Source organism: Oligoflexus tunisiensis (assembly GCF_001748245.1).
GTDB classification, from domain to species: domain Bacteria; phylum Bdellovibrionota_B; class Oligoflexia; order Oligoflexales; family Oligoflexaceae; genus Oligoflexus; species Oligoflexus tunisiensis.
Genome location: NZ_BDFO01000001.1, coordinates 6,204,947 through 6,225,922, shown reverse-complemented (window position 1 = coordinate 6,225,922; position 20,976 = coordinate 6,204,947). Strand labels below are relative to the sequence as shown.

The 20,976-nt window shown below is 55.7% G+C and carries 20 protein-coding genes; 3 read left to right on the top strand and 17 right to left on the bottom strand.

The genetic code is table 11. The annotated features are described in order from the left end of the window. The 16 genes from OLTU_RS25795 to OLTU_RS25720 form a co-directional block, all read right to left on the bottom strand. Positions 1-2,478: a Tex family protein gene (locus OLTU_RS25795; RefSeq protein ID WP_141735610.1), complete on the bottom strand. Its 2,478-nt coding sequence runs from the start codon at positions 2,476-2,478 to the stop codon at positions 1-3. Between the two features lie 33 nt (positions 2,479-2,511). Continuing rightward, complete coding sequence (gene ndk, locus OLTU_RS25790) at positions 2,512-2,925, bottom strand: nucleoside-diphosphate kinase (protein WP_141735609.1); 414 nt, start codon at positions 2,923-2,925, stop codon at positions 2,512-2,514. 280 nt (positions 2,926-3,205) lie between these two features. Next, positions 3,206-3,445 carry a hypothetical protein gene (locus OLTU_RS25785; protein ID WP_141735608.1) on the bottom strand — a complete coding sequence of 80 codons (240 nt, stop codon included), beginning with the start codon at positions 3,443-3,445 and terminating at the stop codon, positions 3,206-3,208. A gap of 88 nt (positions 3,446-3,533) precedes the next feature. Then, positions 3,534-4,043: a hypothetical protein gene (locus OLTU_RS25780; protein WP_141735607.1), complete on the bottom strand. Its 510-nt coding sequence runs from the start codon at positions 4,041-4,043 to the stop codon at positions 3,534-3,536. 210 nt (positions 4,044-4,253) lie between these two features. After that, the gene (locus OLTU_RS25775; protein ID WP_176736966.1) at positions 4,254-4,808 is read right to left on the bottom strand and encodes an acyl-CoA carboxylase biotin carboxyl carrier protein subunit; all 555 of its coding nucleotides are present in this window, start codon (positions 4,806-4,808) and stop codon (positions 4,254-4,256) included. 14 nt (positions 4,809-4,822) lie between these two features. Beyond that, complete coding sequence (locus tag OLTU_RS25770; protein ID WP_218110265.1) at positions 4,823-6,331, bottom strand: acetyl-CoA carboxylase biotin carboxylase subunit; 1,509 nt, start codon at positions 6,329-6,331, stop codon at positions 4,823-4,825. Between the two features lie 11 nt (positions 6,332-6,342). Beyond that, positions 6,343-7,929, bottom strand: a complete 1,587-nt coding sequence (locus OLTU_RS25765; RefSeq protein WP_141735605.1) for an acyl-CoA carboxylase subunit beta — start codon at positions 7,927-7,929, stop codon at positions 6,343-6,345. Positions 7,930-7,940: 11 nt separating this feature from the next. Further along, complete coding sequence (locus OLTU_RS25760; RefSeq protein ID WP_141735604.1) at positions 7,941-8,684, bottom strand: hypothetical protein; 744 nt, start codon at positions 8,682-8,684, stop codon at positions 7,941-7,943. A gap of 90 nt (positions 8,685-8,774) precedes the next feature. Continuing rightward, the gene (locus OLTU_RS25755; RefSeq protein ID WP_141735603.1) at positions 8,775-9,476 is read right to left on the bottom strand and encodes a TrmH family RNA methyltransferase; all 702 of its coding nucleotides are present in this window, start codon (positions 9,474-9,476) and stop codon (positions 8,775-8,777) included. Then, a complete protein-coding gene (locus tag OLTU_RS25750) occupies positions 9,473-10,381 on the bottom strand; it encodes a hypothetical protein (protein WP_141735602.1) in 909 nt (302 codons plus the stop codon). Before OLTU_RS25750 ends, OLTU_RS25755 begins: the two co-directional genes overlap by 4 nt. A 90-nt stretch (positions 10,382-10,471) precedes the next feature. Beyond that, the gene (locus OLTU_RS25745; RefSeq protein WP_141735601.1) at positions 10,472-11,995 is read right to left on the bottom strand and encodes a sigma-54-dependent transcriptional regulator; all 1,524 of its coding nucleotides are present in this window, start codon (positions 11,993-11,995) and stop codon (positions 10,472-10,474) included. Beyond that, positions 11,992-13,476, bottom strand: a complete 1,485-nt coding sequence (locus OLTU_RS25740) for an ATP-binding protein (RefSeq protein WP_141735600.1) — start codon at positions 13,474-13,476, stop codon at positions 11,992-11,994. Before OLTU_RS25740 ends, OLTU_RS25745 begins: the two co-directional genes overlap by 4 nt. After that, positions 13,469-14,089 carry a hypothetical protein gene (locus tag OLTU_RS25735; RefSeq protein ID WP_141735599.1) on the bottom strand — a complete coding sequence of 207 codons (621 nt, stop codon included), beginning with the start codon at positions 14,087-14,089 and terminating at the stop codon, positions 13,469-13,471. The genes OLTU_RS25740 and OLTU_RS25735 overlap by 8 nt, the downstream gene beginning before the upstream one ends. Next, positions 14,086-15,258: a BamA/TamA family outer membrane protein gene (locus OLTU_RS25730; RefSeq protein WP_141735598.1), complete on the bottom strand. Its 1,173-nt coding sequence runs from the start codon at positions 15,256-15,258 to the stop codon at positions 14,086-14,088. The genes OLTU_RS25735 and OLTU_RS25730 overlap by 4 nt, the downstream gene beginning before the upstream one ends. Before the next feature lie 10 nt (positions 15,259-15,268). Continuing rightward, on the bottom strand, positions 15,269-15,997 hold the full coding sequence (locus OLTU_RS25725) for a YebC/PmpR family DNA-binding transcriptional regulator (RefSeq protein WP_141735597.1): 729 nt from the start codon (positions 15,995-15,997) through the stop codon (positions 15,269-15,271). Positions 15,998-16,021: 24 nt separating this feature from the next. Beyond that, positions 16,022-16,801 carry an AMP nucleosidase gene (locus tag OLTU_RS25720; protein ID WP_141735596.1) on the bottom strand — a complete coding sequence of 260 codons (780 nt, stop codon included), beginning with the start codon at positions 16,799-16,801 and terminating at the stop codon, positions 16,022-16,024. A gap of 174 nt (positions 16,802-16,975) precedes the next feature. Here OLTU_RS25720 and OLTU_RS25715 point away from each other — a divergent pair, with 174 nt between their 5' ends. After that, the gene (locus OLTU_RS25715; protein WP_141735595.1) at positions 16,976-18,427 is read left to right on the top strand and encodes an ABC1 kinase family protein; all 1,452 of its coding nucleotides are present in this window, start codon (positions 16,976-16,978) and stop codon (positions 18,425-18,427) included. A gap of 19 nt (positions 18,428-18,446) precedes the next feature. Then, positions 18,447-19,379 carry a DUF3187 family protein gene (locus tag OLTU_RS25710; protein ID WP_176736965.1) on the top strand — a complete coding sequence of 311 codons (933 nt, stop codon included), beginning with the start codon at positions 18,447-18,449 and terminating at the stop codon, positions 19,377-19,379. Positions 19,380-19,387: 8 nt separating this feature from the next. Here OLTU_RS25710 and OLTU_RS25705 read toward each other — a convergent pair whose 3' ends face one another. Beyond that, on the bottom strand, positions 19,388-20,215 hold the full coding sequence (locus OLTU_RS25705; protein ID WP_141735593.1) for a hypothetical protein: 828 nt from the start codon (positions 20,213-20,215) through the stop codon (positions 19,388-19,390). Between the two features lie 243 nt (positions 20,216-20,458). On the opposite strand from OLTU_RS25705, the gene OLTU_RS25700 reads away from it, so the two are divergent. After that, positions 20,459-20,959 (top strand): hypothetical protein, encoded by a 501-nt coding sequence (locus OLTU_RS25700; protein WP_141735592.1) that lies wholly within the window; start codon positions 20,459-20,461, stop codon positions 20,957-20,959. Positions 20,960-20,976: the final 17 nt, after the last annotated feature.

Here is a 20,976-nt window from a genome sequence, read left to right as displayed (position 1 = left end):
TTATTTCCTTTGGTTAAATTTGGCCAGAAGGTCATCCATCGTGTAGGAAGGCTGAGGCGCCTTGCTTTTCGCGCTGATGCCGCCCACCGAGCGACCCGAATCCGAACGCGGTTTCAAAGGACTGCGCTTGTCGCCACCGTTCTGCGCGCGCTGCGGCTGTCCACCCGCCACAGCTTCCGGACGTGCGGCTGCGCCTTGGCCTTTGGGAGCGGCATTCAAACGACGGCTAAGACCAATCCTGCGCCGCTGCAGATCGACTTCAATCACGCGCACATCCACGACATCACCGACCGACACCACTTTCGAGGGGTCGTCGACGAACTGATCGGCGAGTTCGCTGATGTGAATCAAACCGTCCTGATGCACACCGATGTCGACAAAGGCGCCGAAGTTGGTGACGTTGGTCACCGTGCCTGGCAGGGTCATGCCGACTTTCAGGTCTTCAATTTCCGAGACCTCGTCGGAATACATCAGACGGGCTCCGTCTTCACGCGGGTCACGGCCTGGCTTCAGAAGTTCCTTGGCAATGTCCTTCAGGGTCGGCATCCCGTAACGCTCGGTCACGTATTTTTCCAACGGAATCGTTTCCACCAGGGTGCGATTGCCGACGATTTCATTGATGGCCTTGCCCTGATCGGCCGCGATTTTCTCGACGATCTCGTAGGCTTCGGGGTGAACCGCGGAGTTGTCCAGCGGGTTCGGTGACTCGGGGACGCGCAAGAAACCAGCCGCCTGCTGGAAGACTTTGGGACCCAGGCCGAGGACGTTCATCAGATCCTTGCGGGACGCAAAGCGGCCTTCCTTGTCACGCCTGGCGACGATATTTTTCGCCACCGTGCCGCCGATACCGGAGACATAACTCAGGAGTTTATAGCTGGCCGTGTTGAGGTTCACACCCACCCGGTTTACGCAGCTTTCCACGACTTCTTCCAGACTCGTTTTGAGTTTGGTGACGTTGACATCGTGCTGATACTGACCCACACCGATGGAACGGGGATCGATCTTCACGAGTTCAGCCAGAGGATCCTGCAGACGGCGGGCAATGCTCACCGCGCTGCGGATGGTCGGATCGAGATCCGGGAATTCCTCGCGGGCGATATCCATGGTCGAATACACTGAAGCGCCGGCTTCATTCACAACCAGACGTTTTACGTCCTTCAGATCATTTTCTTTCAACACAGCAGCGATGAGCCGCATGATCTCACGGCTGCCGGTTCCGTTGCCAACAGCCACATAGTGGACATTGTACTCGCGGATCAGGCGCAGAATTTCTTCCTTGGCCCGTGTCGTCTTATTGGTTTCCTTGTCACCCAGGTCGGTGAGCAGCGTGGTGTGGGTCAGCAGTTTGCCTGTCTCGTCCACCACAGCGAATTTTGAACCGGTCCTGAGACCAGGATCCACCCCAAGGACGCTTTTGCCCGGAATGGGTGGCAGCAGCAGGAGGTTTTCCAGGTTTTCCGAGAAGACGCGAATCGCTTCGGTTTCTGCGGTCTGCTTCAGCTGCAGACGGAGTTCCGTTTCGATGGAAGGGCTGATCAGACGACGGTAGGCATCTTCCACAATGCTTTCCACCCAGGCCTTCACTTCGGGACTCATCCTGCGATCGGCGATGACCTTGGATTTCAGCTCGTGGGTGATACGGCCGACATCGACATCGATCGCAACCTTCAGAACCTTCTCGGCTTCGCCACGGCGCACAGCCATCACGCGGTGCGAGGCAGCCTTGTTGATCGGCTCCTGATAGTCGAAGTAATTTTGATATTTCGACGGATCGGTTTTCTTGCTTTTCTTGTCCTTGCCGACACCAGGGGCTTTCTCAGCGGTCAGGTCTTCGGCTTCAGCACCTTCAATTTTCTTCGAGACCAGAACGCCGGTTTCCTGGGAGATTCCCCGGACCAGGGCCCGCAGTTCCGCTGTTTCCGCGATTTGCTCGGCATAGATATCGGCAGCACCGGCCAGAGCCGCCTTTTCATCGGCCACTTTCAGGGCTGGGTCGATGCTGGCATCGCTGGCCGTGACGAAAGGCTTCGCCGCTTCCAGAAGATTGGTGAGCACGGCGGATTCAGCCAGGATTTTTTCCAGAAGAGGCTCAAGACCTTTTTCGCGAGCGACCTGAGCGCGTGTGCGGCGCTTGGGTTTGAACGGCAGATAAAGGTCCTCGAGCTCCTGCTTGGTTTCACACTTTTCAAATTTGGCCTTGAGCTCCGGGTATTTGTCCATCAGCTCGGGGCTTTTTTTGCAGTGCTCTTCCACCACCTTCAGGTATTTCTGTTTGTTGCTTTCGAGTTCCGTCAGGTAGTTGAAGCGTTCCCGAATGTCTCTCAAGGCAACTTCATCCAGACTGCCGGTCATTTCCTTACGGTATCGGGCCACGAAGGGGATTGTGCACTCCTCATCGAACATGAGTTTGACTGAGTTATGGACTTGAAATTCCTTAAGCCCGAGTTCCGATGAAATTTTGCCAATAAGATTGACCATAGGGATCCGCTCCAGAAGATTCACAAAATGGTTTCAGCAGATTTCGCTGGATGCAAAGAAGAATGCGACTTCGTTCTTCGCAGCTTCCGGCGAGTCCGAGCCGTGCACTGTGTTTTCGCCGATGGATTTGGCGAAGTCTTTACGAATCGTGCCCGCCGCAGCTTGCGCTGGGTTGGTAGCGCCCATGATATCACGGTTGCGCTGGATCACGTTCTCACCTTGCAGGGCCATGACCACAACGGGGCTGCGCGTCATGAATTCAACCAGCTCTCCGAAGAAGGGGCGCGCTTTGTGCACAGCGTAGAAAGCTTCAGCCTGAGCGCGTGTCAGTTGCAGTTTCTTGATGGCAGCAATGCGAATGCCCTGATCTTCGAATTTGCTGATGATTTTACCAACAAGGTTGCGTTCAACGCCATCAGGTTTAATGATCGAAAGTGTAAGTTCCAAGTTAGACTCCTCTCGCCTAAGAAAGAATTTCTCAATGTATCCTAAGATAGGAAAAAAACGCAGATAATCATACTTGAAGGTTGAAAATAGGCAAGGGAGACGAGCTTTTTACCGCGCTTTTTGAAGCATAGTTGGCAGGGGTATGGTTAAAATTGGCTTGTTTTGCAGATTTTTGTGGGCTTATTGACACCCAAGAGGAGAATTCGAGTCCAGCGGCAGTTCAGACTGTCGGTCTCATGGGACAGCCGCCGGGCTTTCTTTTCGAGCCATGATTCTGTGCTTAATAGCACTTCAGCTGGCCTTCGATTTTCACAACGCGCGAGCCGCCCGTTTTATAGCATTTCAGAATTGCTCGTTTGTAAGCCTTTTCCTCGGTGGGGTTGATGGGCTCAGACCCGCCTTCATTGCCGGACGAACCCGATCCTCCGCCGCCGCCGCCACCGCCGCCACCGCCTCCGGTTTGGCAGGCACAGAGAATCAGACTAAACACGAGCATAGGACCAAAAACCAAGGTGCGCATGGGAGCCTCCTTAGGACTATCACTCTTCCATTGTAACAGGCCTTAAGAAGCGCGCAGCGGGCAGAAACTGCCGGCAGATGAGGGGCGATCAGATGGATTTCTCCGTGGCGGTATAGTGCAGCGCCGTGGTGAGATTCTTTTGCATCACAAGCTCTTCCTGATCGACCTTGATCAAGGCTTCAAAATAAGGGGTCAACGCCGCTGACTTTTCATCATACAGGTTGCGCACGATCAAAAGCAGGTGACCGGCTTCCTCGGCGGCCACTGCATAGCGACCTTCCTTGAGGCTCTCCCGCTGACTTGGTTCGTGGCATGCGGCATCGCTATAATAGTGCCGGGCAAAGGTGGTGGTGGCGTCGGCTGCAAAACGCAGGGTTTCCCGATAAAAGCCATCCTTGTCGCTCAGGCAGGTCGAGGTGAATTCGCGATCGAGAAGCGGCGCGGCGAGTTCCGCAGCGAAGGCCATGGGCCTTGTTTCGAGGTGATGAGGTGCGTCGGCTGCAGGTGCCCGTTCGGACGACCCCCGCAGGGAAAACAAGGCCGCAATTCCTAACAGGAAGGCGGCCATGAAAAGGGTGACAGGGACTCGTGCTTTCATCCAAGGCTCCAACATTCACAAAAAGCAGAATAACGCGGGCGATATGAGGACGCCATGAGCCCGAAGTATATTGCATTTATTTGCGCGAAATTATTATGGCGCACGAAGGCCGGACAGGCACGGTGGGATCAATAAACTAGCGAAATTTCGTAAATTTTTTATGGGCAGGACCAGCCTGGAGCCCATTTCGCTCCAGGTCCGCCTTGGGTTTCAGGACCCGATATGCACCAGGACCTGACCGACCGCCACCTGCGCTCCGGCCGCCACCTGCACGTCCTTGACCGTGCCGGCGCTGCGCGAAAAAATTTTGTTTTCCATCTTCATGGCCTCGATCACCAGGACTTCATGGCCACGTTCGATCACCTGACCCGGCTCCACCAGGACCTTGAGGACCTTGCCCACCATGGGCGAGCGGATCACCTCGCCGCTGACACCGGCTCCGGCCTTGCGTCCATTCATTCCGGGGACCTGAATGCCAACCTCGCCTTGAATGATGCGGGCAAAACCCGAGGGTCCCCCGACATATTCCACGAGCACCTCGGTAAAGAGATCACCCGGAAAACGCTGGGTTTTCGCCGAACGATATTTCAAAGGCACTTCCGGATGCCGGGGGGATTGCCGCACGAAAAGCGTGCGCATGCCTGGTTCCCAGCAAATTTCGAGGGTCTGTGAGCCGACCTGTGCCGGACTCCAAATACCTGGCGTCAGCTGATCCGGCAGCGAAACCTCCGACCCGGCACTCTCATTCTTATTCATCCACTTCATGAGACTTCCTTCCGTTAATGCCGACAGGATTCGTGACGTGCGCGCAGCTGCCACTGCGAAGGACCGCTTGCGGTCGTTCCGCGCCGGCCATCGGCCTTCACCTGAGCCTGGAATGCTGTGAAAAGCCGGCTCCATTCATCATCAGCCGGGCCGCCTTTTAAAGCGGCTTCGATTTCCTTCTGATGCAGGGCCAGAAATCCGGTATCGAATTCCCCGGAAACAAAGGCCGGATGCTTCAGCACCACCTCATGAAATTTCGCGGTCGTCGGCACACCATCGCATTCAAATTCCGCAAGCGCCCGCAGCATGCGTTGAATGGCTTCATCACGATCCGCACCGTAGCTGATAAACTTGGCCACCATCGAATCGTAATCGGAAGGAATCGTGTAGCCCGCATAAATATGCGTGTCCACCCGCATGCCGGGTCCGGCCGGCAGATGCAGATGCGTGATCTGGCCTGGATTCGGCATAAAGTCCTGAGCCGGATCCTCAGCGTTGATACGGGTTTCGATCGACCAGCCACGGATTTGAATGTCATCCTGTGTCAGGCGCAGTTCGCCCGTCGCGGCCACGCGAATCTGCTCCTGAATCAGATCCACACCGGTGATCATTTCCGTCACCGGATGCTCGACCTGAATGCGCGTATTCATTTCCATGAAGTACGCGCGATCGGGTGATTCGCAGATGAATTCCACCGTGCCGACGCCTTCATAGTCGGCAGCGAGCGCCGCACGCACCGCGATCTCGCCAAGGCGCGTCCGCTGCTCCTGGTTGAGAAAGCGGCTCGGGGCCTCTTCGATCAATTTCTGGTGGCGTCGTTGCACCGAACAGTCGCGTTCGAAAAGATGGACACCGCGTTTGCCATCGCAGAGCACCTGAATTTCAATGTGTCGAGGATTGCTGACATAACGCTCGGCAAAGACGGTCCCATCCCCGAAATAGGAGAGAGCCTCGCGCTTGCAGGCTTCAAAGGAATCCTTCAGCTCCGCGTCCTGGCGCACGATACGCATGCCGCGTCCGCCGCCGCCGGCTGCCGCTTTCAGAATGATGGGATAACCGATTTTTTGCGCCAGCTCCTGCAACTCATCCAGGGAGCCCAGAGCCCCGTCGCTGCCGGGCACGGTGGGGACATTGTGCTTTTTCATCAAGTTTTTGGCCTGAACCTTATCCCCCATGAGGTGCATCGCCTGATCCGAAGGGCCGATGAACTTGACGCCCATTTTGTTCACAGCCGCACAGAACGCGGCATTTTCCGAAAGAAAGCCATAACCCGGATGCACGGCGTCGGCACCCGTCAGGCGAATCGCTTCGAGGATCGCATCCACGTTCAGGTAGGTATCCTTCGAGGCCCGCCCGGGCAGGTGAATGGCTTCGTTCGCATACTTGCGATGCAGGCTGCCGGCATCCGCATCGGAATAAATAGCCACGCTGGGGATTTCAAGATCACGCAGCGTTCGCATGATCCGCAGTGCAATTTCCCCGCGATTGGCAACCAGAACTTTGTTAAACAGAGGCTTTTTCATGGCGTTTTCTCTTAGAGGGGGATATTGCCGTGTTTGCGTTTGGGCGTTTCCACCCGTTTGTTCAAACTCGCCTTGAGGCCATCCAAAAGATAGCGCCGGGTTTCTTCGGGGAAAATCACGCAGTCGATGTAAGCGCGATCGGCGGCTTCATATGGCGTCGCGAACTTCGCCGAATAGGAATCGACCAGCTGCTTGCGGGTTTCATTCGGATTCGCGGCGCTCATGATCTCGTTCCGGAAGATGATGTTGCAGGCGCCTTCGGGGCCCATCACCGCGATCTCCGCCTGGGGCCAGGCCAGATTCAAGTCGGCCCCGATATGCTTGGAGTTCATCACATCATAGGCGCCACCATAAGCCTTGCGCGTGATCACGGTCAGGCGCGGCACGGTCGCTTCACTGAAGGCATAAAGAAGCTTGGCGCCGTGACGGATGATGCCGCCCTTTTCCTGATCGGTCCCGGGCAGAAAGCCAGGCACATCGACGAAGGTTAGCAGCGGAATATTGAAGGCATCGCAGAAGCGCACAAAGCGGGCGCCTTTCACGGAAGCATCGATATCGAGGCAGCCGGCCAGGTGGTAGGGATTGTTGGCCACGATGCCCACCGAATGACCGCCGAGGCGGCCGAAGCCGATCAGGATATTGGCGGCATACTCCTCGCGCAGCTCAAAGAAGCTGTCCGGATCCAGAACCGTGCCGACCACCTCGCGCATATCGTAAGGCTGGTTCGGATTATCCGGCATGATCTCCCGCAATTTTTTCTGGGCATCCGCGATGCGGCGCTCGGTGTTGGGATCCTGATCCAAAGGCTGGAACGGGGCCGTTTCCAAATTATTGGATGGCATATAGCTCAGCATTTTGCGCAGCGAAAGCAGAGCATCCCCTTCCGAGGGGAAACGCAGATCGGCCACACCGCTGGTTGCCGTATGAGTCTGACTGCCGCCGAGCTCTTCAAAGGTCACCTCCTCCCCGGTCACCGTTTTGATGACTTCCGGACCGGTGATGAACATGTGACTCGTGTGATCGACCATCAGCGTAAAGTCGGTGATGGCAGGTGAATACACCGCGCCGCCGGCACAGGGGCCCATGATGAGGGAAAGCTGAGGGACCACACCCGAGGCCTGCACGTTGCGATAAAAGATATCGGCATAACCGCCGAGGCTCGCCACTCCTTCCTGAATGCGCGCGCCACCGGAATCGTTGAGGCCGATCACCGGGGCTCCGTTGCGCACGGCCATATCCATGACCTTGCAGATTTTTTTGGCGAAGGCGGCGCTCAGACTGCCGCCAAAAACGGTAAAATCCTGCGAGAAAATATAGACAAGGCGCCCTTCAACGGTGCCAAAACCTGTGATCACGCCGTCGCCCAGGATGCGTTTTTGCTCCATCCCGAAGTCCTGGCAGTCATGAGTGACAAACGCGTCGAGTTCCGTGAACGAACCCGCGTCGAGGAGCTGATGAATGCGCTCGCGTGCGGTCATCTTGCCCTTTTTATGCTGGGCCTTGATGCGATCCTCGCCGCCGCCTTGAGCCACTTCGGAACGCAAGGCGTTGAGGCGGTCAAAGGCCTGCTGCCTTTTGGTTGGAGGTGTATCGAGCATCTGTTTATCCTTCAATTGGTTTGCCGACCTGGGAATTCGAGCCAAAGATCGGGTATGAACAGGTTGCGATAGAATTCCTCAAGGTCAGGCAGCTGATCCGCGGCTCCCTTGTCCTTGGGCAAACGGGTTTCCGCCTCACGGCCACCGATCCAGATCAATTCCCCGTTATTGGTGTCGATCAAAAGGAGAGCAATCTCGGCCCGCCGGAAATTGAAGATGAGACCGCGGTCGTTCAGGGTGCCTTTGTCGGCTTCGACAATGAGAGGCAAGAGGATGGCATCGGACTGCGAGGCGCTGCGACTGAAATTGGTCAGCCAGGCTCGCCAGTCAGGGCGCGGGGCAATCACCTCGCGATAGTAACTCGCCGGGTGCTGACATGACTCGCACGCCTGTCCCGGACGGAACCAGAGTTCGTCGATCTTTGTGAGGAGATCCGGCTGCTGGCTCTGTTCCAGGAGTTTCAGCACCACCCGTGGACTGATGCCACGCATGTAAGGCTGGCCATCAAAACCCTCCAGCACATACTGATCAAATTTTTCACAGAGGGCTTTCACATCCTCCGGCGGAAGCTTGAGCTCCGGCTGATCGACAAAGCGCGCACCCTGGGGCCACGGACGGCAGGGCACCACCGCGATGCGGGCCGGTATGCGGGCCAGTTGTTCCGCCTGTACGCCGTATTCACCCGTTTCCGGGGTCACGCATTGCGTCTGAATGAAAGCAAAAAACAGAAGAATAAAAGCGAGGCAGCGTCTCAAAGCATGTTTCCTTTCGCGCGTGATCCTCTTTTGACTTGTCTCAACAAGGTTTATCAAAAGCCAGGAAAGGGATCCAGCGAAAGAAGGACATCAGCCTGAGCTTTGCTCGCGCAGGCGGGCCAGCTCGTCGTCGGGATTGTGGCTGTGACGGCAGATCCATTGATCGAGCAGACGCTTTTGCGCCGCAGCATCGAGCAAAAATTTGTCCTGAGGAAGTTCAACCCGTCCGCGTTCGGTCAGGCTGTGCAGGGTCAGGGCCGCGGACACCGAGATATTGAAACTTTCCACCATCCCATACATGGGGATGGTAAAGCGATAATCCACATGATCCTGCCAGGCCTTGTGCAGACCCTCGCGTTCGTTGCCGAACACCACGGCCAGGGGCTCATCCAGCGGCAGTTCCGCCAGCGGCATCGAAGTTCCCGCAGGATAGGCTGCGGCCACTTTGAAACCACGTTCCCTGAGTCCTTTGAGGTAAAGGCCGAGATCCGTGAAACGGCGAACCTCAAGCCATTGATCAGCGCCACGGCTCACGGTCGAGATCTTGCCGAATTTCTGGTAGAGATTGACCTGGTCGCAGCAAAGGATGCCAAAGGCTTCCGCCGAGCGGAGACAGGCCCCGACATTGTGCGGATCGAAAACATCCTGAAGGACGAGACGCAGGTGCCGCGTTCTTTGACTGGCGACCCGCTGCATGCGTTCACGGCGTAAAGGACTGAGCCTGGGACTCAGGAGTTCCCAGGCATCGTTGGGATAGTGCACATCTTCAAAGTTGTTGCGCCAAACACTCATGATTGATTGACAGCTTCCGGTGTACGCACCGCCGCCACCGGTCCATGATCGATCGCCGCTGCGACCGCAGCCGCTTCAGCTGCTGCGGCTTCGGCCCGCGTTTCGATCACGAGGCTGGCCCCGATTTTTTCCAGAGCTTCCCCGACCAGACGGCCGATGCTTTGGGTTTGCAGTTCAGCATCCAAAGGCTTTTGCAGGATATGACCTGCGAAGTAACGCAGAGCGGTTTCCCAGTTCTTATTGCGTTCCTCGGCCAGCTCACGCAGACCGCGCATGCTGCCGTAGAGTTGTTCGAGACGCATGACCTTCTGTTTGTAACGCTGCAGCTCCTCGGGCTTGATGCGCGGAGCTTCCTCTTTCGCCCGGGCCAGCTGGCTTTCCAGCTGCTGCTTTTCGCGGCGGGCCTGCTGCGTCTGCTGCTGGGCTTCGCGCACCTGCTGACGCAAAATTTCCAGCGCCTGACGGGTTTTTTCCTCGCCTTCCTTTTGCAAACGGGCGTTTTCATCCTGAACGGATTTCTTTTCACGAATCGCTTCGGCCAGCTGCTGAGTCAGCACCTGAACCTGCTCATCGAGATGCTCGCGCTGCAGAAGGAAACGCTTCTGCACATCCTCCCGCTCCGTTTTCAGTTTGTTCCATTCCACGGTGCGATCCGAAAGCTTTTGCTTCGTATCTTCCAACTGCTTGTCAGCCTGGACTGACTGTTGCCGATATTTGTCGGCGTTGTCCTGAGCATTGCGGAGCCCCTGCTCCAGCTGCTTGTTCTGTTTGCTCAACGCTTCCAGACGGCTCGATACATCAGCAAGCACGGCCTGGCTTTGCGCCAGACGGTTGCGACTGAAGACGGCGAAGCCGAGACAGGCAAAGGCAAAGATTAAAGCCAATGTGGGGATGAGTTCTGTCATTACCGATTAACCTCATAAGTCGGACAAAATAATCTCCAGCTTTACGTAATTTGTGCTGGAAACACAAGCGATCCTTGCTGCTTTGACCTGTCAGTCACTCACTATGACATCCCTTTGGATGCCATATTTTTTCATCAAACGGTGCAGGTAGGCCCGCTCCAAACACAGCACCCGCGCCGCTTCGCTGACATTCCCTTTGGCCCGGCCGAGGATGAATCGAATGTAACTGCGTCCCAGGTTCTGATGCAGCTCCTCCCAGGGCACAATTGCGGTTTCATAAGCGAAGCTTTCCTTGTTGCCGGCGTTGGCCGCCGCGTCCTCGCCAGGACTTTCCACCGTTTCGGCGCTTTTGACGCTGGGAGGCGGCAGACTCGGGCTGCCTTCCAATTTGGCTTTCGCTCCCCGCAGGCGGGCGACGAGATCCGGGATGTCCTCGATTTCCTCGCTTTCGCTGAGGATGACGACCCGTTCGAGTATGTTTTTGAGCTCCCGGATATTGCCGGGCCAATGATAGGCGGAAATCTGATCCATGGCCTTGGGGCTCAGAACCCGCGAACCGATGGAATGCTCTTCGCAGGCCGCCTCCAAAAAGTGCTGGGCCAGGAGTTTGATATCATCGCCGCGTTCGCGCAGCGGGGGTGACTTCAGGGTGACGACGTTCAAACGATAGTAAAGGTCCTCGCGGAAGGTGCCGGATTCAATCATGCCTTCCAGATCGCGATGCGTGGCTGCAATCAATCGCACGTCCACATGAAAAACCTTTTCGCCACCGACGCGACTGATTTCGCCGCTCTGCAGAACGCGCAAAAGTTTGGCTTGCACGTTCAGATCGAGTTCACCGATTTCATCCAGGAAGAGGGTGCCGCCGTCGGCCTGTTCAAAGAGACCTTTTTTGGTGCGAATGGCGCCGGTAAAGGCCCCTTTTTCATGACCAAAGAGTTCGCTTTCCACAAGGTTTTGCGGGATGGCCGCGCAGTTGACTTTCACCAGCGGTTGATCGCGGCGTTCCGATTGCCGGTGCAGACTTTTGGCAATCAGTTCCTTGCCGGTGCCGCTCTCACCGAGGATCAGAACCCGGCTGTTGGTGGCGGCCACCTTGCTGATGATCTTGCGGAGCTGCACGATGGGTTCACAGGCGCCCAGAATCTCCTGGCCCCGCAGAACCTCCTGCGAGAGTTTTTGATGCGCGGCCTGAATTTTATGGAAGTCGAGGCAGCGGCTGAGACTCACCAGAATGCGTTCGGGTGTGAAGGGTTTCTCGATGAAATCGAAGGCGCCCATCTGGGTGGCCTGATAGGCTTCCTTGACCGTGCCTTCCCCTGAAATCATGATCACGCGCGAGGCAAAACCATGGTGACTGAGCAGCTTCAGAAAATCGAGGCCGCTGCCATCCGGCAGACGAATATCGAGCAGAATCGCATCGAAGGGCGGAGGATTTTGCGGGCTGATCTTGCCAACCTTAATAAGAGCTTGTGCGTATGTTTCCGCCTCGATGACCTGCGCGCCCTCTTCGGTCAGAGCCAGACGCAAAGCCGTCCGAATATTGCGATGATCATCGACGACCAGGACTTGTTTGCCGCGGATAATATCCTTGCTCGTGGCAGTATCACTCATGATGAAAGAACCTCGGTATGATGTTCGCTGGGTAATTGAATGCGGAATATGGTCTGTCCCGGCTGACTGGTGACGGTGAGTTCACCCTGATGGTCCATCACAATTTTTTTGCAGATGGCCAGACCCAGGCCCATGCCGGGATTGGGGCCTGTGTGCTTGGTGGTGTAGTAGGCTTCAAAAATCCGACCGAGGTCCTCCTCACGGATGCCCGGTCCATCATCGACGACACTGATCACATAGGATCTGCCGGTCAGCTCCAGCTGCAGTTGAATATGGGCTTTCCGATCGGCGCTGGCTTCCGCAGCATTCTTGATCAAATTCATGAGGACCTGCTTCATAAGCTGACTATCCATCATGATCGGAGCCGAGGCAAGCTTTGTTTCCAGAACCAGGTCATGCTCAGGAAAGGCCGCCTTTTCCAGTTCCAAAAGCTGCTCACAAAGCCTGAGCAGGTCGGCCTCCTCCCAGGTCGGATCGGGCAGCCGCGCAAACTGAGAGAAATGATCCACCATGCGCCTCAGGGCATTCACCTCTTCGTGAATGATCTGCGTGGCCTCATCCAGCAGCTGCTGAAAGGCGGGATCCTCACCCTTGTATTTGCGCTGCAGCTGGTTGACCATCATCTGGATCGGCGTCAGGGGATTTTTGATCTCATGCGCGAGCTTGCGAGCCATGGTCTGCCAGGACGCAAGCTTTTCCAGATAAAGCGTCTTGCGTCGATTGAGTTCCACTTCATCCGCCATGGCATTGAACTGCACGGCGATCACCCCCATCTCACCGGATAGATCCCGAGGCAGGCGAAAGCCGGGATCCTGTTCCGACCAGCGGCGAAAACCCCGCAGGACTTCCTGCACATTGCGCACATAGCGGCGGACGAGCCAGACCAGAACGAGGCCGACCAGCGAAAAGGTGCCGATCAAAATCAAACCGTTGGTCAGGAGAAGACTCGGGGCTATTTCCTTGTCCCAAGTGGCTTCGATCAGCTCGTATTTTTGTTTCACCTGCTGCACGGTTTCAAAGCGATGCCGCACCTCCGTCAGGGGCACCGACACGAGATAACGTCCCACCCGCAGCTCCGTGCGGGTCAGCCAGGCCAGTTCGGGGCTTTCGATTTTTTCCCGCAATGGTTCGATCCGGATGCCATCAATGGGCGCGAGGCTGTTGATATCCGCCTGCATCAAAAGATCGCGAATGCGGGCTTCATCATAGGCGCTCAGGGGCTTTTCATCGATGATGGCGCGCATTTCGAGGAGCAGCGTCTGGCGTTTGGAGGTGTCGAGTTCCTTCAGTGAATCCATATAATCGCCGAGGGCCTTGGCCAGATCCTCGTCATAGGACATATCCGCGAGGCTATGCAGGGCCTGCCGAATGCTGTTGAGGCCACTGACGTAGCCGCCCAGAATAATAAGAATGGCCAGCGCCGCGGCACGCACCACGGTCGTCTGATACCAGGCCAGATGCAAACCCTTGCGTTCAGCCACGGCCTGCCCCCTTGGTGACGGGCTTGTTTTTCTCCGCCTCCGAGGTCAGCGGTGGAATCACAAGGATGGTCTGCGTGCTCTCGCTGAGTTTCAGATCACCGAGCATGTGGGAAAACAGTCCGCGCATCACCCCGGACTGCTGTTGAATCAGCCAGCTGCGCACGTCCTGAGCGAATTCATTGGAGACCTGCGAAATATCGAGCCGCACTTCAAGCCGTGCTCCCTGGCTGGCGATCTGGGCAATGTTGCTCTGGCTGCTAATATCCGCATGCAGGCAGAGATCGGTGTACTGCTGAAAACTTTGCAGGGAATTCTCCTTGCGCCTTTCAAGAAAGTGGAGGAGTTCGAACTTTTCCTCCCAGAGATCAAACTTGATCGTGCATTCGGAGATGAAGACGAGGGAACGCCGGGCTCCATTATTCAGCCAGCGAACTTCCAGATGACTGAAGGTGGAAAAGCCCGAGTAAAGCAGCTTCTTCTGCTGATTGGTCAGCGAGCCGGCAAGATTGATGCGCAGGCTCGGACGATCCTTGCTTTGATCCCATTGGGCTTTGATCTCCGCCCAGCCTGTGGCTGAACAGAAGAGGAGGCCAAGAACCAGATGTCGCATCATGGTTCCCACTCCTGTTCCAGCACATCCTTCATACTTTCCGGAAGCGTTCGAAAGGCGACGGCAATATCGGCGATCAGGCCCGCACTATGAAAGCGGAGACCAAGACGAGCCTCGCGACCTTCATAGCGAAACTCCTTGTAATGATCCGCACCGTACATGAATTGCAAATAAATGCCGGGATCCGATGCGGCTTCGAGTATGGGCAGCGGCTGTTCCCAGCGCACCGAGCTGCGATAGCTGAGGCTTTCAAAACCGACGCTCAACCCCTGAACCTGAGCCGTGATGTGCGAGTCATCCCAAAGGTTTTTCGTCACCGCTCCTTCCAGCTCATAGCCCATTTTTTTGAGGCCCTGGCTATTCAGAATTACCGAGGCTCCGTAGGCATAACCTTCGCTGGGGCGGAAACTCAGCAGCCGATTTTCCTGATAAAGTCCCAGCTTCGGACCGATCAAAGTGCGCGGAAAACCGGGCAGGGAAAAACGCTGGCCGCGATTGTTCATGTAGATCGCCAGACCGTACTGAACGCTCGTGCCCTGATCCTGATCAAAGGTCCAATAAGCCTGCCCACGACTGCCAAAGCCGAGGATATCGAGATAACGAGCCTGCGCATCGGCCGCTTCCATGCGCGCATCGAACTGCACACTTTCCTTGGAAAAACGGGGAAAGCCATAGGCCACATGAAAGCCGCGCATGATCCCCTGGCTGTCGTAATCGACCGCGCCTGAAGCCCGATGCAGGGAATTGAAAAGATTGCGACTGATAAGCTGCGCCCGGGCACTCAAGGGATTGAGCTCACCGCCCAGACTTTCCGAGGCGCTTTGATCCTGGGTCAAGCCCAGGGATCCGCCCCAGGCCCAGGTTCCAAACACGCCGGGATCATCGACGAGTTCAATCCTGAGGCGCGCGTGGCCTGGTGTTTCACCTTTGGAGAGGAAGAATTGAACCGATTGAAAGAGGCCGGTGCCCAGCAGCCGATTGCGATCGGCGGTCAGTTCGTCTTCGGTCACTTCCACGCCGGGCGTCAAATGAAGTTCACGTTCGAGAAAAGCCGAAGGAAGTCTCTGGCTGCCTGTGACATCCACTTTTTCGAGTAATAGACGGCGTTCCGCCGCCTGGCCGGATCCAGCCAGAAGTCCTGGCAGGATCAGGATGCACAAGGCTTTGAACATGGAGGCTACCTTATTCGGGCATCTCGGCGTTGTGATAGACGTTCTGCACGTCGTCGTTATCTTCGAGCCAGTCGATGAGTTTTTGCATGGACGCGGCCTTGTCACTGTCGATCGCGGAATAGTTTTCCGGCACCCGCATGATTTCCGCCACATCCGCTTCGAGACCCATCCGATCGAGGGTCTCTTTCAATTCGTTGAAGGCATCCGGCGCACAGATGATTTCCACCACATCATCTTCGTCTTTCACATCATCAGCACCGGCTTCCAACGCAGCTTCGAAGACCTTGTCGAAATCCTGGATCTTGCTCCTCTGATAAACGATCGTGCCTTTTTTGTGGAACATATAACCGACGGAACCCTCGGTCCCGAGGTTGCCGCCGAATTTTGTAAAAGCGTGACGCACGTCAGCGACAGTGCGGTTGATGTTATCGGTCAGACATTCGACCATCACGGCTACGCCACCTGGACCGTATCCCTCGTAAACCTTTTCCACATACTGTTCAGCTTCGAGTTCACCGGTCCCTTTTTTAATGGCGCGCTCGATATTATCACGGGGCATGCTGTTGGCGCGAGCCTTGAGGACGGCCGTCCGCAGACGGGCGTTGCTTTCCAGGTCTCCACCGCCCAGGCGAGCGGCCACCGTAATTTCCTTGGCCAGTTTGGTGAAGATTTTTCCGCGTTTGGCGTCCTGAGCCCCCTTGCGGTGCTGGATGTTTTTCCATTTACTGTGGCCTGCCATCTTTGTCTCGTCCTCCTGCCAAACTCAGTAGCGGAAGTGTTTGATCTTCTCGCCCTTTCCTTCAATATCGGTCATTGCTTTTATGCCAATCTCAATATGAAGGTCAACAAATTGTCCACTGACCTTCCTGTCACTTTCCTCGGTCTTGATCCCTTCCGGTGTCATCGGTACATCGGACACCAAAAGCAGGGCGCCCCGCGAGATTTCATTGGCAATGCCGCAGGCAAAGACGGTGGCTGTTTCCATATCGATGGCGATGGCGCGAAGATCACGCAAACGCTGTTTGAAGTCGTCATCGTGTTCCCAAACGCGACGGTTGGTCGTGTAGACCACGCCCGTACGATAATCCATACCCGCTTCCACAATTTTTTCCGAAACAAACTTGTGCAGTTTGAAGGATGGCATGGCCGGAACTTCCTCGGGCAGATAGTCGTCCGATGTGCCCTCACCACGGATGGCGGCAATGGGCAGAATGAAGTGGCCGATCTCCGTGGTATCCTTCAATCCTCCGCATTTGCCGAGGAAGAGCACACCTTTCGGTTTGATCGCGCTCAGAAGATCCATGACCGTGGCAGCGTTGGCTGAGCCGATGCCGAAATTAATCATGGTCAGGTTTTTTCCATCAGAACAGGTCTGCATCGGACGATCAAGCCCGCGGATGGGCTGATTGAACCTGGCGGAAAATCTCCGAAGATAATCCGAAAAATTCGTGAGCAGGATATACTTGCCAAATTCATTCAAGGCCGTTCCCGTGTAACGGGGAAGCCAATTGTCGACGATGTCCTGTTTGGTATGAAGAGCCATCAGGTGGATTCCCTTTCCTGGTTGGGTGAGACGTCTGGGAAATTTTGATCCCATGACGTGAGCCGGGGCATATGTGCTATTATATTCTTGAAATCGATGCTGAGAAAACAGCAACTTTGCGAGCCAGATTGAGTCTGGTCTGCGCTGTGTGCCGACTCGATATGAGGTGTCTTTGTGAAAGCAAATACTGCCAAGACTTCCAAGGGTTCGCGATCTTTTCTCGGCGGAGCCGCCGCTCAACACCTGGCCCTGGCTCGCGAAATCACATGTATTTACAAGCAGTTGCTTTTCTCAGGCGGGATCGCCTTGCCTCTCAGGGTGTCGCGGGCTTTCCTGATGGAACCCGGCATCGACCCCTTTTGGTCGGAGAAGCGAATCCTCGAACTCGTCGGCGATGTGGCGCTCGCCTGCTTCAATTCCCTCGGTCCCGTTTATGGCAAACTCGGCCAGATTGCCTTGAGTCGCCTCGATGACGAAGGTCAGCAGCTGGCGCAAAAGATGCAGTTGACGCGCCTTTATGGTGCATGGCCGGCCATCCCTTTTGAGGAAATTGAAGCCATTCTGGATGAAGAGATTCCCGATTGGCAGCAGGAATTTGTGGTCGAACCGCATCCTCTGGGTGTGGCGTCGATGGCTCAGGTGCATGCCGCAGTGGATGAAGAAGGCCGTGAATGGGTAATTAAAGTCATCAAGCCTGAATCGTGCCGCCGACTGGAAGAGACCTTGCGAGCCTTGGAGCAAATCGTCACGCTCACCTCGCCTTTGAAGCTGACCTCCGTCGGTTCCAAAACCATACGCGAACTTCAGGATTTGATTCGCAGTCTCAGGCGTGAGGTGCAGCTCGATCTTGAAAAGAAAAATCTCGATCGAATGCAGGAGCGTCTCGATTCGAAAAAACAACAGGTTTTGCGTTTGCCGAAAACCTTTGATCGTTTCTGCACACCCAACGTTCTCGTGATGGAGCGTTTTCGCGGCGCCTCGCTGGTGGATGTGGTGGAAGGTCGCATGACGTTGAATGCCGAGCAAAGGAAAAAACTCGCCCGGCGCATTTTACAGGAACTTCTGGTGCAGGTTTTTGAAATCGGACTGTTTCACGCCGATCCCCATGCGGGCAACCTGATGCTGCTCGAGGACGGCTGCGTCGGACTCTTCGATTGGGGATTGACCGGCGAGCTGCGTGAAGTGGATCGCCGGCATATTTCGGGCATCCTGAAAGCTCTGCTGATGGCTGATATGCAAAGACTGATCGATGTGCTCGTGAACATCGGTGAGGAGCATGATGTTCACTGCGAGCGTGCGGATGTCGAAGCGGAGCTGCGTAAAGTCTCCAGTCTGATTCAGGAGCACAGGGAAGCCGGCACGCAGGCCTCGATGGAAGAACTTCTGGAAGCCGCCTTGCGCGGTTCGGAAAATCTCGGCATTCCCGTTCCGGATGGCCTTCTCATGATGGCCAAGAGTTTGCTCACCATTGAAGGTCTGGCCCGCGGTATTGATCCGGAAGTATCCTTTGCGCGCGCGGCAGGTCCTGTCCTTTTAAAAGCGGCGCGACCCAATCTCAAGGAAGTCATCGGCATGGGACGGCGTTTGCCCCATCTGGTGAAAAAAATGTTCGACAATGCATCGTGAAATTTATGCAGCACTGATCATGGCGTTTCTCCTCCCGGGCCTCACCCAGGCCGGCGAGGGGCCGCTGCTCACCCGCTCCGAAGCTGTCGGTCAACTCTTTCGTCTGAATCCTCCCCTGCAAAATCCAAGCGTTCTGGAACGCGGCCGTCTGCGCTTTGCCCTATCACGCACCTATGCCAACCTTTGGGCACGCGACAAGCGTTATGTTGTGGATGGGGAAATCGTCGACGACCAGGCGCACATGGCGGCCGGGCTCGGAGCTGGATTTCAGATAGGGCTCGGCTTTTCCAGCCGCCGCTTTGTGCAGGCGGATACGGATCAGACCGCCATCAGCTTTCATGACCTCTTTCGCATGGGCCAGGACGGGCGTTTGCAAACGGGCAAGCATCACACGCGCTTTGTGATTCCGGACTACAATCTGCAGTATAATCGCGACAACCTCGATCGCACCTTCAGCGAGCAGGCGACCGTGGACCTCAGCTATGCGATCCTTTCACGAGAGCGGCACGGCTGGGATCTGACCGCCACGCTACTGGCCGCCTATGAAATGGCCAGCTTTTCGCCCTATGCCTCGGGATCCGTCGATCGCGGTCTTATCCTCGGAGCCTTATACCAGGGGTCGATGCTCACGTATTTTGCCAATATCCGGCAGCTCTTCTTTGATCAAAGTCAGGAAGTGCGGGTGGGAACACGGGCGGAGAATCGTGGTTTTGCCGTCGGTGCGAATTATCCCTTGCCGGATGATCAGCAATTGATTTTTCAATTTATGAATAATCAGCCGGTCTTTCGCGATCTGGGTCAGCTGAGTCGCAACTCGTATGAGTGGCAGCTTGGCTATCGCTATCACTGGGAAGCGGTGACGCTGGAATTGGCGGTGATTGAAAATATCTTCTGGCTCTACAACAGCCCGGACTGGGGTTTCAGTCTCGGGCTGCATGCTCCTGTCAACTGACCCGCGGCTCAGGGTTTGACCCAGAGTATTCCACCGGAAAGTTTACCCAGGTTATTATTCCATTCATAAGCATCCATGATGGCGAGATAGAGACGGGTCGTTCCAACTGGCACGGTAAAACCTTGCAGTTTGCCCGTGGCATCCTTGCCATCACCGATGAAAAAGATCTGACCGATCTCGGGCGCCAGTGTTTTGAAATCGCGCTGATTGCCGGTGTTGAAATCAAGTGTGGCGGGCGGCTCTGGCCGTTCCTCGGGGGTCCGGTCATCCAGGAAAATTCCAATGAGACTATTGATGGGTGCTTTAACATTGGAAATCTTATGTACGCTTTCGAGCGTGTGGGTCGCTGGTGCGGTGGGCAGACCATCAGCGTCCGACTTCTGATCATCCATGTTTCCGTGAGCGATCATGCCTTCCACCCGGAAGTAGAGATAGCGGCCTGCTTCAAAGCACTGCCGATCCGTTGGTGTCACGAGCACAGGTGAATTCAAAGGCGCGCGATCCACGGACGCCGGGTAGACGATTTCCGTGCCTTCAGGCATCCCGGCGAGGAAGGGGTTGGCTGTGCCTGGTATGTTATAGAGCGTACTGCAAGCCACGGGTTCAGGATCCTTGACCACCGGCAAAGCAGGTGAAGGCACTGTGCTGACGGTTCCGGTTTCATCCGTTACAGGCGATCCCGTATCGATCACCGCATCCTCACCCTCGGGCTGGGCGATCGGTGCGGTTTCCACCGGTACGTTGGGTTCCTTGAATTTATGGCCGGAGCCGCATCCCAGGCTCATGGTGAAGGACAAAGCGGAAAACAATGTGAATAGACCTTGTGTTGATTGCATAAGCTCCCCTCTTCTCTTTTTCTCGAACAAGCTGTGTCATGGGTCGTTACTTTCCCGTTCGGCAGGATTTGCCGGCAATTAAGAACGCTGATCTGGGTGAAACTGATGAGAAAGGCTTTTTTCGCGTCCTTTTACAAAATGTAAAAGAACTTTGGCTCTTAACTGGGCGGCCAGGCCTTGGGGTGGATGATGATTCTGCGCTATAACCAGCGCAATTAACAAGGGACTCACTGGAGATTATCCATGCATGCAATAAAAATGACTCTCATCATGACCCTCAGCCTCCTGACCACCCAGGCCGTCGCAACCATTGTTCCGATTACGGATGAAGTGCTGGAAGCCACGTTTCGAAGCGAAGGCGGCTCGCGCTATACGGAGGGTTATGTGAAGCTGAATCGAACGGCGGGGAATATTGCCCTCCTCCTGCAACCTGCAACGCCCCCCTGCCCTGTGGATCAACTCTGCACGGAAGTGCAGCCGGCCCCCTTTGAGTATTTCCTGGAAGAGGTCAAGTCCACAGTCGATGTATGTGAGTCCGTCATTTACCAGGCTGAACAGCATCAGGATCACGCGATCAAGGTGACCCTGATCGACAATACCCACTATAATTATGAAATTTGTCCGACCTTCCTGCCGGTTCCGCTAACCGTGGTGCAGGTCGAACAAACGTTCCACGGCCCCGCAAGTACCGAGCATATCGCTTCGGATTTTGCGGGTGAAGCCCTCTCCCACATTCGTTATTAAAACAAAGGGGCTTTTGC

What these genes read in the sequence shown, in the direction of transcription:
- OLTU_RS25705 (WP_141735593.1), bottom strand. Translation starts at nt 20,215, where the DNA reads ATGCAATCAACACAAGGTCTATTCACATTGTTTTCCGCTTTGTCCTTC.
- OLTU_RS25765 (WP_141735605.1), bottom strand. Translation starts at nt 7,929, where the DNA reads ATGCTCGATACACCTCCAACCAAAAGGCAGCAGGCCTTTGACCGCCTC.
- OLTU_RS25785 (WP_141735608.1), bottom strand. Translation starts at nt 3,445, where the DNA reads ATGCGCACCTTGGTTTTTGGTCCTATGCTCGTGTTTAGTCTGATTCTC.
- OLTU_RS25770 (WP_218110265.1), bottom strand. Translation starts at nt 6,331, where the DNA reads ATGAAAAAGCCTCTGTTTAACAAAGTTCTGGTTGCCAATCGCGGGGAA.
- OLTU_RS25720 (WP_141735596.1), bottom strand. Translation starts at nt 16,801, where the DNA reads ATGGCTCTTCATACCAAACAGGACATCGTCGACAATTGGCTTCCCCGT.
- OLTU_RS25780 (WP_141735607.1), bottom strand. Translation starts at nt 4,043, where the DNA reads ATGAAAGCACGAGTCCCTGTCACCCTTTTCATGGCCGCCTTCCTGTTA.
- OLTU_RS25755 (WP_141735603.1), bottom strand. Translation starts at nt 9,476, where the DNA reads ATGAGTGTTTGGCGCAACAACTTTGAAGATGTGCACTATCCCAACGAT.
- OLTU_RS25775 (WP_176736966.1), bottom strand. Translation starts at nt 4,808, where the DNA reads ATGAAGTGGATGAATAAGAATGAGAGTGCCGGGTCGGAGGTTTCGCTG.
- OLTU_RS25795 (WP_141735610.1), bottom strand. Translation starts at nt 2,478, where the DNA reads ATGGTCAATCTTATTGGCAAAATTTCATCGGAACTCGGGCTTAAGGAA.
- OLTU_RS25710 (WP_176736965.1), top strand. Translation starts at nt 18,447, where the DNA reads ATGGCGTTTCTCCTCCCGGGCCTCACCCAGGCCGGCGAGGGGCCGCTG.
- OLTU_RS25750 (WP_141735602.1), bottom strand. Translation starts at nt 10,381, where the DNA reads ATGACAGAACTCATCCCCACATTGGCTTTAATCTTTGCCTTTGCCTGT.
- OLTU_RS25730 (WP_141735598.1), bottom strand. Translation starts at nt 15,258, where the DNA reads ATGTTCAAAGCCTTGTGCATCCTGATCCTGCCAGGACTTCTGGCTGGA.
- OLTU_RS25745 (WP_141735601.1), bottom strand. Translation starts at nt 11,995, where the DNA reads ATGAGTGATACTGCCACGAGCAAGGATATTATCCGCGGCAAACAAGTC.
- OLTU_RS25735 (WP_141735599.1), bottom strand. Translation starts at nt 14,089, where the DNA reads ATGATGCGACATCTGGTTCTTGGCCTCCTCTTCTGTTCAGCCACAGGC.
- OLTU_RS25700 (WP_141735592.1), top strand. Translation starts at nt 20,459, where the DNA reads ATGCATGCAATAAAAATGACTCTCATCATGACCCTCAGCCTCCTGACC.
- OLTU_RS25725 (WP_141735597.1), bottom strand. Translation starts at nt 15,997, where the DNA reads ATGGCAGGCCACAGTAAATGGAAAAACATCCAGCACCGCAAGGGGGCT.